Annotated in this window: 11 protein-coding genes, 1 tRNA gene and 2 pseudogenes; 5 read left to right on the top strand and 9 right to left on the bottom strand. The window is 54.4% G+C overall.

All coding sequences use genetic code 11. The annotated features are described in order from the left end of the window. Window positions 1-18 precede the first annotated feature (18 nt). Window positions 19-252 carry a hypothetical protein gene (locus tag ACA055_RS22750; protein ID WP_497680685.1) on the bottom strand — a complete coding sequence of 78 codons (234 nt, stop codon included), beginning with the start codon at window positions 250-252 and terminating at the stop codon, window positions 19-21. Window positions 253-544: 292 nt separating this feature from the next. Between ACA055_RS22750 and ACA055_RS22745 the strand changes: the two genes are divergently transcribed. Next, window positions 545-621: transfer RNA gene (locus ACA055_RS22745), tRNA-Arg, on the top strand. 180 nt (window positions 622-801) lie between these two features. Here the strand turns inward: ACA055_RS22745 and ACA055_RS22740 are convergent. The 3 genes and pseudogenes from ACA055_RS22740 to ACA055_RS22730 form a co-directional block, all read right to left on the bottom strand. Next, window positions 802-1,197 carry a hypothetical protein gene (locus ACA055_RS22740; RefSeq protein WP_497680684.1) on the bottom strand — a complete coding sequence of 132 codons (396 nt, stop codon included), beginning with the start codon at window positions 1,195-1,197 and terminating at the stop codon, window positions 802-804. A gap of 392 nt (window positions 1,198-1,589) precedes the next feature. Beyond that, window positions 1,590-1,895 (bottom strand): annotated as a pseudogene (locus ACA055_RS22735) (transposase); the annotation flags it as partial. A 35-nt stretch (window positions 1,896-1,930) separates the two neighbouring features. After that, window positions 1,931-2,848 (bottom strand): LysR family transcriptional regulator, encoded by a 918-nt coding sequence (locus ACA055_RS22730; RefSeq protein ID WP_497680683.1) that lies wholly within the window; start codon window positions 2,846-2,848, stop codon window positions 1,931-1,933. 224 nt (window positions 2,849-3,072) lie between these two features. Between ACA055_RS22730 and ACA055_RS22725 the strand changes: the two genes are divergently transcribed. Further along, a complete protein-coding gene (locus tag ACA055_RS22725; RefSeq protein WP_497680682.1) occupies window positions 3,073-3,702 on the top strand; it encodes a hydrolase in 630 nt (209 codons plus the stop codon). A 117-nt stretch (window positions 3,703-3,819) separates the two neighbouring features. Here the strand turns inward: ACA055_RS22725 and ACA055_RS22720 are convergent. Continuing rightward, window positions 3,820-4,241, bottom strand: a pseudogene (locus tag ACA055_RS22720) (IS110 family transposase); the annotation flags it as partial. A 363-nt stretch (window positions 4,242-4,604) separates the two neighbouring features. Then, window positions 4,605-5,537: a GGDEF domain-containing protein gene (locus ACA055_RS22715; RefSeq protein WP_497680681.1), complete on the bottom strand. Its 933-nt coding sequence runs from the start codon at window positions 5,535-5,537 to the stop codon at window positions 4,605-4,607. Window positions 5,538-6,130: 593 nt separating this feature from the next. On the opposite strand from ACA055_RS22715, the gene ACA055_RS22710 reads away from it, so the two are divergent. Further along, on the top strand, window positions 6,131-6,817 hold the full coding sequence (locus ACA055_RS22710) for an N-acetyltransferase (protein ID WP_497680680.1): 687 nt from the start codon (window positions 6,131-6,133) through the stop codon (window positions 6,815-6,817). A gap of 407 nt (window positions 6,818-7,224) precedes the next feature. Continuing rightward, complete coding sequence (locus ACA055_RS22705; RefSeq protein WP_497680679.1) at window positions 7,225-9,126, top strand: potassium transporter Kup; 1,902 nt, start codon at window positions 7,225-7,227, stop codon at window positions 9,124-9,126. A 48-nt stretch (window positions 9,127-9,174) separates the two neighbouring features. Here ACA055_RS22705 and ACA055_RS22700 read toward each other — a convergent pair whose 3' ends face one another. The 3 genes from ACA055_RS22700 to ACA055_RS22690 form a co-directional block, all read right to left on the bottom strand. Next, window positions 9,175-9,906, bottom strand: coding sequence for an anti-sigma factor (locus ACA055_RS22700; protein WP_497680678.1), 732 nt, complete (start codon window positions 9,904-9,906; stop codon window positions 9,175-9,177). Beyond that, a complete protein-coding gene (locus ACA055_RS22695; protein WP_497684469.1) occupies window positions 9,903-10,469 on the bottom strand; it encodes a sigma-70 family RNA polymerase sigma factor in 567 nt (188 codons plus the stop codon). Before ACA055_RS22695 ends, ACA055_RS22700 begins: the two co-directional genes overlap by 4 nt. Window positions 10,470-10,577: 108 nt before the next feature. After that, window positions 10,578-11,120 carry a DUF3455 domain-containing protein gene (locus tag ACA055_RS22690; protein WP_497680677.1) on the bottom strand — a complete coding sequence of 181 codons (543 nt, stop codon included), beginning with the start codon at window positions 11,118-11,120 and terminating at the stop codon, window positions 10,578-10,580. Window positions 11,121-12,152: 1,032 nt separating this feature from the next. Between ACA055_RS22690 and ACA055_RS22685 the strand changes: the two genes are divergently transcribed. Continuing rightward, entirely contained in the window at window positions 12,153-12,692 is a 540-nt protein-coding gene (locus ACA055_RS22685) for a hypothetical protein (protein WP_497680676.1), read from the top strand.

Genomic DNA, 12,692 nt, shown 5'->3' with positions numbered 1-12,692 from the left:
TGCTCCTGATGGGGTGAATCAAAATACCAAACGTTCGGAAGATTGGGCTGGCAGCAGGATGGTTTCCTCACTCACCCCTTGGCTGACGAAACCGCGCTGATCGTTCATGACTGCCAACTGAGGCGCCTTTTGCACCTGCAAGTAATGGGGCATGCGCTGGGCGACCTGCGCAGCGCCGCGCTCTGGAGCAAAATGAAAACCTACCAGAATCGCCAGAGCAATCGCATTCGAGAGAAAAAGGGCGCGGTTCATGAGGGCTGGCCTCCGTTGTTCTTTGAGAACAGCTAAAGCAGCCGGCATGCCAAGAGTTTACAGGCGATTAAATCCTTTAAAAACAATGAATTAAGATAATTACGCGAAGTGTCTGCATTGCATTTTGCAATGATGGCTTTTTGCGGTGATGCAATTTGCACGGTAAACAATGCCACGCCCTTGTGAGGCGTCTGCCTACACTTAAAAAGCCTACGGACGACATGACAAAAGCAGGCCTGCCCGTTAACATGCACGCCGTCCACCGCGCCGTAATCCTTGCGGGACGACTTGTGTCTCAGTAGCTCAATTGGATAGAGCATCCCCCTCCTAAGGGGAAGGTTGGCAGTTCGAACCTGCCCTGGGACACCATATAATTCGGGCCTCTCAAGACCTCCTCTGACAGATTGGTTTGGTTGTGACAGCAGGGTGGCAGCAGCAGGCAAAAGAAAGCCCCGCCGGGCCATGCTCGAGCGGGGCTTTTTATTCCAATCACCTTCGGTATCTTAGCCGCGAGAACTGACCAAGCCCTCGTGAAGCGAAGCATCGGCCTCAATACTCGCTTTCCCGGAGTTCCCGCTCCACCTCCTGTTCGATGAGATGTTCAAGCTGTTGGCGATGCTCCTTTAGCCACATGCGGACGTTGTCGTTGGTTTCGACATCAGAGTGGGCGTCCAGAGCTACGAGCTTTTGACGGTAATGATCGCTAGCAGGTCCGCTCCAGCTCTCAGAGAAATTGTTAGCGTGCAAGCCGCGCCGAACCTGCTCAATTGCACCGTAACGCTCAAGCATTTTTCGCGCGAAGGTGGCCCGCTCGTTCGGTCTAGCGATGATCGGTGGGCAACGCTCGGCAAGAAGCGGCGCGCGATGTAAGGCGTCGACATCCACCCATTCAAAGACCAAAGACGCCGGGATGGCCTCAAGGGTCGCCTCGTCGGTGTCATACATCGATAGGCCACCTCGAAGCCAGCTCAACAGACGCCAAGTCCCTACATCGTTTCGTTGCATTTCTAGCCGCAACGCAATCGCTCGCCAGATGATGGAAGGCTTTGCCTGCGCAGCCCTGGACAGGAACTTCCACGGATCTGGGTGGTAGCCGGCGGTAATGCTGTAGACACTAGCGAAATTAGCAATGCACCTCACCGCTAGGCTCCAGCATCGGGATTGAAGTCAAGCAGGCGGTTCGCGAGCTCCTTCCAGCGGAACTGCAGCATGGTGTTCGGAAGCTTACTTGTCGCTCCTTCAACGAACACTGGCGAACTCAATACTCGCTCGATGCGGGTCGAAAGGACGCTGAATTCGTTGGCGTGGCCTCGCAGCCGTGAATCAAGAAAATCCAGCGCCTGCTTGCCGAATCTGCCTTCGGCTTTACTGCCTGATGTCAGGGGTTTCGGTACGAAGGTGGTGATGCCAGCCTGTTCACAGGCAAGGATTTCCAGACCTTTGTAATAGCCTCGGTCGGCTACCACCGTTAGCGACTCAGCCTCGATTTCTTCACACGCCCGGTTCGCCATATTGCTCAGCTGCCCACGATCATTGCCTACGTTAGTCACCTCGTGGGCGATGATCAGATGGTGTTTGTCGTCGACCGCTGTTTGGACGTTGTAGCCAACCGTTCCAGTGCCTCGGCCGCTCGTGGCCATTGAGCCGGTGGTGATAGTCAAAGAACGGCCAGAAGCAGTCATGGGGCAGACTCGGGGGGTAAGGTAGATTCGGCCCCTGCAAAGTGTGGAGACTTTCCGAAGTACTCGATCAGGAGTTCGGTGAGGACACGGATCTTCCGCGCGGGATGCTGACCTGGAGGGCGGACCAAATACGCTCCCGCGGGAGGCGGTGGATAACTCGTCATGATTGGCACCAGTGCCTCCGAGGCGAGGCTGTCATGGGTGAGGCTATCGGGCAGGTAAGCGACCCCCAGCCCTGCTAAGGCGGCGGCGACAAGCGCGACGCCGTTGTCGGCCTTGAATCGCCCCTGAGGGCGAACCGAAATAACCTTGCCGCCATCCATAAACTGCCAGGCCTCAGTGCTCTGCATCAGGGCTTGATGGGAGGCCAGTTCCTCCGGCCGTTGCGGTGATCCAAAGGCCTTGATATAGCTTGGGCTCGCGACCAGCTGGACTCCGATCGGGCCCACACGTCTGCCGATAAGGTTGGAGTCAGGAAGGTAGCCAACCCGTATGCCACAGTCGTATCCCTCGGCAATGAGATCTACAAAGCGATCGCTATAGCAGGTCTGGATATTCAGCTGTGGGTGTCGGCGCGCCATCTCTGCCACCACCGGGGCAAAATGCGTCGGTCCGAAAGACAGCGGTGCGGCAACGCGCAGACGACCACGCAGGGGACCCGCGGGCAGAATTGCTTCCCGTGCTAATTCAATCTCGGCACACACCTTGGCGGCATGTTCGCGAAACGTAGCACCGGCTTCTGTAAGCGCTGCGCCACGGGTGGACCGTGTCAGCAGCTGCACACCAAGCTCCGTTTCCAGGCGCGCCAGCCTGCGACTGACGATCGACTTGGATATTCCAAGCCGAAGCGCAGCAGGCGAAACGCCTCCGGCATCGGCAACCTCGACAAATGTCCGTAGCTCTTCGATATCCAACTCGGCGTTCCTCTATTCGCGACACAGCTAGTCGAGCGATGCTACTACCGGTGCGCTTAAGGGAACAGCAAAATGCCGCTCACAGGCAACGACGCCTCTGACGCATGGCTTGTTAACGGCCCGCCCCTTACTCGCAGCAGTGTCAGGTTCGTGATCGTCGCCTGAGCGCGCGCGATATCCAGCCCTACTGCACGCGTGGATCACATTCATAACGAGGACCAGCTATGACGAGCGAAACGATCCGTAACCCCCACACCGACCAACTCCTGACGCCCGATAACTCGGTTTTTATCATCATCGACTACCAGCCAGTCCAGGTGTCCTCGATCCGCTCGATGCCGCGCGAGGAGCTTGTGTTCAACATCACAAGCGTCGCCAAGGCGGCGGTTAACTTCAATCTCCCCATCATCCACTCGACCGTCAACGTCGGCACCGGTCGCAACAAGCCGCCTGTTCAGGAACTGCAAGACGTGCTCGGCCACTTGCCTACCTACGACCGCACCTCGATCAATAGCTGGGAGGACAGCGAATTCAAGCAGGCGGTTAAAGCCTGCGGGCGCCGCAAACTGATCATGACCGCGCTGTGGACCGAAGCCTGTCTGGCCTTCCCGGTACTCGACGCGATCCAAGAAGGTTATGAGGTCTATATTCCGGTCGATGCGGTCGGTGGAACCTCCCTTGCCGCGCACGAAGCAGCATTGCGCCGCATGGAGCAGGCGGGTGCGAAACTGATCAGCCGCGTACAGATGTACTGCGAACTGCAGCGCGACTGGGCGCGTGAAGCGAGCGTTCCGGGCTTTATGGGCGTGTTCGATAATTTCGACGGCTTCAACGCCGAAAAAAAGGCCATCTAAACAAGAGCGCAGGCTCCAGCATCGCTAACGAATGAAGGTGACACTCAACGCGACCGTCACCTTCATTGCAGCAAGACATGCGCTTTCCACCCTTGGGGTTGTATGCCTGGCGAGTTCGAGATCTGATTGGCTGGCCGTCCACTGTTCGATCAAGCCGGCCCGGATGCGATGCGTCGCCTGGATATCCTGTTGTTCGATCGTCTTGATGGCGACGAAGCGCATGCTGGGACGGCTCAACGCTTCGCAGATCGCCTCGGCATCGTTCGCGTCGTTCTTGTTGCTTTTGACATAAGGTTTAACGAACTGAGGGCGATCAGCTTGACTCGAAATCCGAGAGCTTCGAGTTGCCGCGCCCAATGATGGGCCCAACCGCAACTCTCCATGCCGATCTCACAACCAGGTTCGACCTTTTCCAGCACCGTTTGAAGCCAGAGATCACGTGGTAGCCGCTGCCGCCAGATCGGCTTCTCATGACAATCCACGCCATGGATCTGAAACACGTTCTTGGTCAGGTCGACCCCAATTCGCATAAGCTTCATGTGTGGACTCCTTCTCACTGTTGACTGTGGTTCACACTTTCAGTCTGGCACTCAAGATGCCGAAGTGAGGAGGAGTCCATCCCATTGCTTTTGGCCGAGGCTGTGCAAAAACGTTTTTGAGCGCGACAGCTACTCAAAACCGGACTGGAAATCGCGCTTCTACGCGTAATCCACATCTGCTGACGTGCCGATAAATTTCAGATTTAACGTAGACGCGCACACTTCAATTTTGGCGAAGCGTTTTTACACACTCTGGGCCGATTGCTGCCGGCCGCAAACGGACCTGGGCGACCCTCAAACAGGCCTTTCGGGCGCGACATGTTGTTGAACAAAAGCCATTTTCTCCAGAATTTCGTACAGAACCTAAAGATTAAAAAATTGGTTTCTACCCCGTTCTTTAGCTATGTAGAGAGCTTTATCGGCTCGGGCCAGTAGTACGTTATACGGGTGCAGTGGAGCAAATGTATGCACTGAAAAACCAACGCTTATAGTTAAGTATCCCGTGCTGGAAGCGGAGTGCGGTATTCTCAAGTCTCGCACTAGTTGGCATAGAGTTTCGACGTGCCGAGCTGATTGGTCTATCGTCATGCCGCTGGAAAGAATTACAAACTCTTCACCGCCATACCTGGCTGCAAAATCAGAGCCTCGCTGGAAAGACTTATTCAAACTATCAGCGACACGTATTAATGCTTCGTCGCCAGCTTGATGCCCATAAATATCATTGAACGCTTTGAAGTTATCAACATCAATTATGGCAAGAGTCAATGAGTCGCTGTTGCGGCATGCAATTTTACATTGAATTTCGAACTGTGTATCAAAAAAGCGACGGTTGTAAATTCCTGTCAGTCCATCTTTTATGGATAATTGTTCGAAGTGTGCTTTCATTTCCTCGAGGGACTGATGCTCATCGCGAAGTTGCTGTTGTATTAGCATGCGAGATGTTACATCTTTTTGTATACCCAAAAAATTGGTTACAACTCCATTTTCATCATGAATTGGAGATATGCTTAGCTCATTCCAAAACATCGTTCCATCCTTGCGGTAGTTTCGCAAGGTTACGAGGCAGTACTCACCTTCTTTAACGGCTTTGTGAACAATTTCAAGTTCAGGCTGTTCTTGATCGTTTTTTTGTAGGTATCGGCAGTTAATGTTGGTGATTTCTTCAAACGAGTAACCGGTCATGCGCTCAAAAGCAGGATTTACAAAAATCAGCGGATTGTCGTCAATACAATTATCGGAGATGGTGATGCCGTCTCGCGAATCCATAACTGCCTGTTTAAGAATTTCAATCTTCATGCAAATTCCGTTAGTAGGATTGAATGGAGGAGCGCTGCTTTAAAAGGGTATAACATCTAGATAGTGCAGTTAACTAACTTGCTTATGTGTAAGTGTAGTCGTTAGAGAAATACAACGGTTGTTTTTTTATGCTTTCGATAGCCGTTGCGATTGATTTCAGTCAAAAGCTCCGCAGAAATAGCCTTGGCTGGCTGATTGCGTCAGAAATGACCTGCGTCAGGGCATAAGTATTAAAGGCTTAACTGGTCACTTCTTTTTCGCGCGACTGCTTGGTGACCGGTAGCTTTTGGCCGGTTGTTGCCTGTCGCGAAGGGCTGAGTGGCTAAGAATCGTCTGCAACAATGACTTAGACTCATTCAGCGCCAGCAGAATACTTTGTTACAAAGCTGTTGGTGTCTTTTTGATATGCGCCTGCTGCGCTGATCTATACCCACTTCAGCGCATGGCTCTTGTTGGCTCTTCATCGCAAGAGTCGCATTGGTTGCAGCCCGCTAGCTGTTCGAACACCCTAAATGGCCGATTCAGCTTGTCCATCGCGCATACACTCACCAAACACTTTTATAACAACGCCCCTAACTCCACCGGGAGGCATCATGAGTGCATTGCAGAAGCTACAAGACCGAATCAAACAAAAAGGCCTGCGTCGCACCGTCAATACTCTGTGGGAGCGCTATGTGTTTTTCCACTGGGAGTTACTGTGGATGGAGCGTGACTTGGTCACGTCGGTTCCACCTCACAAGCTCAGGCCCTATTCGGGATTACGGTTGGTCGACATCGATACCCATAACGCGGATGCGTTCGCCAAGCACTTTGGCGACCGAGTGGAAACCATGCGTGAACTGGCAGCCGAAGGGCATACCGGACATATGTACCTGGACGACAAGGGCGATGCCGTGGCCTTTATTTGGGGTAGCAAACGCAATTACCATGATCGTCACTATTACGGCTGCTGGTTCCCGGTCAAAGAAGGTGAGTTCTTCGAGTTCGGGGGCGAGATGACGCGACCGTACTTCGGTACGGCACTTTCAGTCGATGCCCAAATCTGTCTGTGGCAGGCCATGCAAGCACAAGGCTGTAACAAAGTGGTGGACGTCTGTGAGACGCACAACATTCCAGCCCTCAAATTGCACATTCGCATGGGGTATCACGAGCAGGGTCGGGTCATGCATGTCTACGGTTTATTCGGGCGCTGGCGTTTATTCCGCGAATCCCGCTACAGCGGCTCGCGACTCGATATCCTGTGCAAACCCGGGTGTCCCACGGTGGCCGCGCCAGCGTGAGATGCGAAAGCTGAGACCGATTGCTTCCACATGATCACCTCCTTGTCGATCCCGCCACCGGTTGTTGTTTTTTAAGATCTAACAACCGGTGGTTGAATTCGACCCTCCCTCGACGACTCTGAAGTTTCCGCACCGAGGATTCCGCTTGTTTGATGCTGTCAGGGCGTCATGCACCAGTACATAGAAAACTCAGCTCAGACCGATGTGGTGCTTAAGTGTCCGGAAAAATCAAGGTTGGATCTGCCGTAAAATTTTTACGCTTTCTTTACGGTAGATGATTTTGCCCGCAACGATACTGGCCGCGATTTTGTCGATAGTCCATGCGCCTTGCTTTTCCGATGGCTCCTGGAAATGTATTGCCCAAGGATGGCGTGCAGTAACTCCCCGTGAATTGAGAGAAGCGCCCTTTGAGTCAGACAGCTACCGTTGCAAACGAAGAGTCCCAATCCAAAACCTCAGGAGTGGGCTTGCTCGTCGCTGCTGTCGGCGTGGTCTACGGGGACATCGGCACTAGCCCCCTCTACACGCTGAAAGAAGTATTTTCCGGTCACTACGGCGTCCAGGTGAATCACGACGGCGTGCTAGGCATTCTGTCGTTGATCTTTTGGTCACTGATCTGGGTCGTTTCGATCAAATACGTGCTTTTCATTCTTCGTGCCAACAACCAGGGTGAAGGCGGGATCATGGCGCTGACGGCGTTAGCCCGCCGCGCGGCCACTCCTTATCCGCACATGAGCAAGGTACTGGTGCTGCTCGGCCTGTTCGGCGCGGCACTCTTTTACGGCGACAGCATGATCACCCCGGCGATTTCGGTGCTCTCTGCGGTTGAAGGGCTACAGCTGGCGTTTGACGGAATCGAGCACTGGGTCGTGCCCTTGTCAGTGATCGTGCTGGTGGCGCTGTTCTTGATACAGAAACATGGCACAGCTCGCATTGGCATTCTGTTTGGCCCGGTCATGGTGCTGTGGTTTGTGGTGTTGGGTGCGCTCGGGGTCTACGGCATCTTGCAGCGCCCCGAAGTGCTGCAAGCACTTAACCCTGCTTGGGCAGTGCAATTCTTTGTGGTTCATCCGGGAATGGGTGTGGCGATTTTGGGCGCCGTCGTGTTGGCCTTGACCGGTGCTGAAGCGCTGTATGCCGACATGGGCCACTTTGGTCGCAAACCGATTTCCCGTGCCTGGTTCATTCTGGTGTTGCCAGGGCTGGTGCTCAATTATTTTGGCCAGGGTGCCCTGATCCTGGAGAATCCGGAGGCTGTGCGCAATCCGTTCTATCTGCTCGCGCCGAGTTGGGCACTGCTGCCGATGGTCGCGCTTTCCACACTTGCGACCATCATTGCTTCTCAAGCCGTGATCTCCGGTGCTTTCTCCCTGACACGCCAGGCGATCCAGCTAGGGTACGTCCCTCGCATGTTTATCCAGCACACCTCCAGCCAGGAGCAGGGGCAGATTTACATCGGTACGGTTAACTGGGCATTGATGGTCGGTGTCGTGCTGCTGGTGATCGGTTTCGAGTCGTCCAGTGCCTTGGCTGCTGCCTATGGGGTCGCGGTGACGGGCACTATGTTGATCACCACCATCTTGTCTTCGGCTGTCGTCCTACTGCTTTGGAAAACCCCGCGCTGGCTGGCCATCCCGATGTTGCTTGGTTTTCTGCTGGTCGACAGTCTGTATTTCGCCGCCAATGCGCCGAAGATTTTCCAAGGTGGTGCGTTCCCTGTGATCGCTGGCATTGGCCTGTTCATCTTGATGACCACCTGGAAGCGGGGCAGGAAAATCATTGTTGAACGACTGGATGAAACCGCGCTGCCTTTGCCTCTGTTCATCAGTAGTATCCGTTCACTGCCACCCCATCGTGTGCAGGGCACCGCAGTGTTTCTGACGGCCAGAGCCGACGCTGTACCGCATGCTTTGCTGCACAACTTGCTGCATAACCAGGTCTTGCATGAGCAAGTCGTGCTGCTCACCGTGGTGTCTGAAGACAGCCCTCGCGTTGATGCTGACAAGCGGTTTGAGGTTGAAGCTTATGGCGAAGGGTTTTTCCGGGTAAGTCTCCACTTTGGTTTTATGGAGGAGCCTGACGTACCCATGGCGCTGAGTCTCTGCCACTTGAATGAGCTGGATTTCAGTCCGATGCGCACGACCTATTTCCTCAGCCGGGAGACAGTGATTCCCACCAAGCGTATTGGGATGGCGCGCTGGCGGGAGAGTCTTTTCGCGTTTCTGCTGAAGAACGCCAACAGCAACCTGAAGTACTTCAAATTGCCACTGAACAGAGTGATTGAACTGGGAACTCAGGTAGAGATGTAACAGATAAACAAGGCCGCCTCTGCGGCCTTTTCATCCAACGGCTTATGGTCAGATCACTTTAACGGCCCGTCCAATGAACTGCACCGGTCCTGTGGGTTTGCCGGTCTGCGATCCATTGGGATTCTCCAGAGTCAATTCAAAGAGCTGGTTGGGTTCCAGCGGAGGTAATTTATCCAGAGGGACTGAAAGCGTCTGCCCAGGTTTGACCAATCCAAGGGACACCGGTCCTTGCCAGCCGTCCGCTTTTGTCCAGAACTCAAGTGCTTTGTCGGTTGGGACTTGCGCTACCCCCAAAGGTATCAGTTGGATTTCCTTTGGGTTGCTCGCTTGAATGACCCAGCCGGGTGCCTGGTTCTGCGGAGCCACTAGAACGACCAGGTAGGTGGTCGGATTCACCGGCGCGGTTCGTGTCAGCATTACTGTTCCGAGCAAAAGCGTTGCGACGAGACCTGCTCCCGCGAGCCCACGCCATAGTGGAAGTAGGTTCCACCACGAGATTGGCTGCGCGGCGGCCATCGCTCGTGGTGCTCGCTGTTCATTGCTACTCAAGCTGCGCTCGATTCGCCCCCATAGCAGCGGAGTAGGGGGTTGCGGTTCAGCCAGTTCGGTCAACGCAAACAATCGCTGTTCCCACGCATCTACAGCAGCTCGCAAATCGCCCTCCTGAGCGAGGCGCTTTTGTATCTCGATGCGTTGCTCGGCCGGCAACGTGCCTAACACATACTCACTCGCCAGTTCGTCAATATTGTCGGGGTTGTCCCCCTCTGGGCCTAAGGTCATCCCATGCACTCCCGCAATGCCACCAGACTGCGCTTGATCCAAGCTTTGACGGTTCCCAGCGGGGCGCCCAGTTTCTGCGATATTTCTGAATGCGAATAGCCGTCTACATACGCATAAAGTATGCAGTTGCGACGAACCGGTTCCAGTTGCTCAAGGCACAGATAAATACGTCCTGAACGGGCTCGACAATCGAAGGAGTCCGAACTCTCTGCCGATGTCTCTATGGACGCTAAAGCTTGCAGTGCCATTTCGCTGTGCTCGCTAACTTGAGCCTCCCGGGCGTTATCTCGTATGAAGTTGAGCGCCAAATGCCGCGTAACGCTGAAGATCCAGCCACGCGCAGAGCCTCGTGCCGGATCGAAACTGGCGGCACGGGTCCATATCTTGATATAGACATCGTGCACGATGTCTTCAGCCAAGGCGTTATCGCGGGCGATTCGCTTGGCAACTCCCAAAAGACGAGCACTTTCCTGCTCATACAAGTCCCGCAATGCTTGCCGATCGCCTCGGGCGCACGCAAGCAGGCAGGCTTCATAGTCAAAACAGAGCTCTGGTAAGGACAAGGTTTTCAGCCGCCAGCAGGTGGTAAATACCCCAGCCATAAGGCTGGGGTTCCCATCGGAGCAGAGTAGACGACTTTGTGCGCTAACAACCTGTTCTGAATCGTCGGCTTAATTGACGGCCCAAAAAATATAGTCGGCCTGATATTTGACTACCTCACGTTTGCCTTTGTTTGCGGCGGTGCATTCGGTCATGGGCGCTACGCCGCCTTTAACGGCCACCCGCTGGATGTAGCTGACGCCGTTCATCGCGCCTTTGCCTTCAGCAGGGTTGGCCTTGACCAACTGATAAGGGAGGTCGCCGGTACCTGAGGGTGCAACCGCCAGTTGCGTCCCGGTGATTTTAGAGCCGTCTTTGGCTAGCCAGGTGGCAGGCGGTCCGAAGTAGGTGCCGACCTGTTTGCCACTGCGATCATTCAGCACCGCTTTAGGTCCGACAAAAACCCATTCAGTCTGGCCGGCGGAGTTAGCCTTGGCGCGACACTCATACGTGATTTCGCCCACGCCCACGGTCTCCAGCGCGACCTTATGACCATCCGGGACCTTGATGCTGTCGGGCAGATCTGTTTGCGCATAGGCAGTTGGCACTGTGACCAACAAGCAGGTGGCGGTTAGCGTAGTACTGACAATGCTCAGGAATCGTTTAGCGTTCATGCAAATCTCTCCAGAAAGGTAATCAGTTCAGCAGCTGTGGCTACTACCTGTACTACCCGCTGGAGGACGAACTGGATGCAGCTGATTGAAAAAATATCAGTACTGGAAGGGTTGCAGCGTTTTCGTTAAATCATTTGACTGTGCGAGTGTCAGCTGATGGCCGATATCCGCCGTCCGAGAAAGGCAGCAATGCGTGGTTCTCCGCCAGTCTCTTATTCGGCATGCAGCGGTCAACCCAGGTAATAACGGCTGTCAGCACAAAATCAATTGGATGTTGGTCGCCCGCCCCGAGTGGGCTATGCCTTAGACAGGTCGCTTGGTGATGGTCTACGCGCGCGCGTACTGCTCCGAAAACTATCAAATCCCCTCGCCCGTTAGGGCTTTCCTAAATCGTCAATTTCTTTTTGGCGACTGCTGAAAACAGCTCAATGGTTCTGAATTCGAACCACGGTGCCAGTTTCTTTTTGTCGGTGATCAGCACGGCGGCGCCCATATTCGGGAACCCACATAGCACCGGCTCCGGAGTGCGAGCGAATCACTCACAACTCCCAGAGCGACGAATGGGTTGACTCCATTCGTGTGTTGTCATGTTCCTAATGAGGTGTTTCTTTTAAGGTGCACCTAAGGTGCTACACGTAACCGGATTTAACCCGCAAAATATACCGTAACAAGGAGTGGGGGTAGGTGTAGGGCCTCCACCGGTACAGCCGTCAGCATTACAGGGGGGGAATTTTGGCCCCTCTGGTGGTGTTGGTGTTGGTGGCGGAGTCGGATCTGGAAATTCAGCTTTAGAGGCTGAGGGCTTTTTCAGGACAGTCGGGAGCGGCTACTCATCGAGGGTCGAGCGTTGTTACAGCAACGCTCACAACGAGCCCGGATACATTAGCGCAAGCCAGCTTTACCGAAAACAGCCAATGAGGTTGCAGGAGATGGGCTGACCATACATTTTTGTTGCCGGTCACCCGACGATCTACATTGGAAACTCTGTCATAGCTGTGCCTTACTCCACGGACATCTCATGGAGCGAAGTCGATGCGACGCCGAGGCGCAAAATTCTGGTTATGGACCAACACACGGCTGCCTCTTCACATCCACGATGAAGTGCTGAGTAATGGTGTACAGATCGACGTTCAGACGCGTGTCAGTCAGGAGGGCGTTACCCAGGTATTTGTGGGTGTTTACGGGACGGATGGCTGGGCGATTTGCGAGGAGTTTCATGACCGGCATGTCGGTGAGCATTACTGCATGGCGTTGAAGTGGGGAGCTCAGAGGGCGAGGGAGGTTGTGGCGGATAGTCAGACGTTCGTTGCGCCACATCGGGTGCAATTGACCTTGAGTACGGTCATCACCGATGAGTCGGTGCTGGCGCTGCGACGGATGGAAATGACTGAGCGCGAGTCGTTGAAACTCAGGACTGAAGACGCTTGGGCGGAGTACCAGGCCGCCAAGGCGGCCATGCTCGCTCTGATGCGCTCAACCAAAGTCGATCCCAAGGCCTGGACAGACCACAAGGATCGTCTGAGGCAGGCAATTGATCGGCGAGCCAGCGTGCAACGTGCCTATCTGTGCTGA

The organism is Pseudomonas sp. LBUM1657 (genome assembly GCF_059716075.1).
This window is presented reverse-complemented; position numbering and strand designations above follow the sequence as displayed.

Excerpts from the sequence above, each read along its gene's own strand:
- ACA055_RS22685 (WP_497680676.1), top strand. The coding sequence starts at position 12,153 with ATGCGACGCCGAGGCGCAAAATTCTGGTTATGGACCAACACACGGCTG.
- ACA055_RS22710 (WP_497680680.1), top strand. The coding sequence starts at position 6,131 with ATGAGTGCATTGCAGAAGCTACAAGACCGAATCAAACAAAAAGGCCTG.
- ACA055_RS22690 (WP_497680677.1), bottom strand. The coding sequence starts at position 11,120 with ATGAACGCTAAACGATTCCTGAGCATTGTCAGTACTACGCTAACCGCC.
- ACA055_RS22715 (WP_497680681.1), bottom strand. The coding sequence starts at position 5,537 with ATGAAGATTGAAATTCTTAAACAGGCAGTTATGGATTCGCGAGACGGC.
- ACA055_RS22750 (WP_497680685.1), bottom strand. The coding sequence starts at position 252 with ATGAACCGCGCCCTTTTTCTCTCGAATGCGATTGCTCTGGCGATTCTG.
- ACA055_RS22700 (WP_497680678.1), bottom strand. The coding sequence starts at position 9,906 with ATGACCTTAGGCCCAGAGGGGGACAACCCCGACAATATTGACGAACTG.
- ACA055_RS22725 (WP_497680682.1), top strand. The coding sequence starts at position 3,073 with ATGACGAGCGAAACGATCCGTAACCCCCACACCGACCAACTCCTGACG.
- ACA055_RS22740 (WP_497680684.1), bottom strand. The coding sequence starts at position 1,197 with ATGTATGACACCGACGAGGCGACCCTTGAGGCCATCCCGGCGTCTTTG.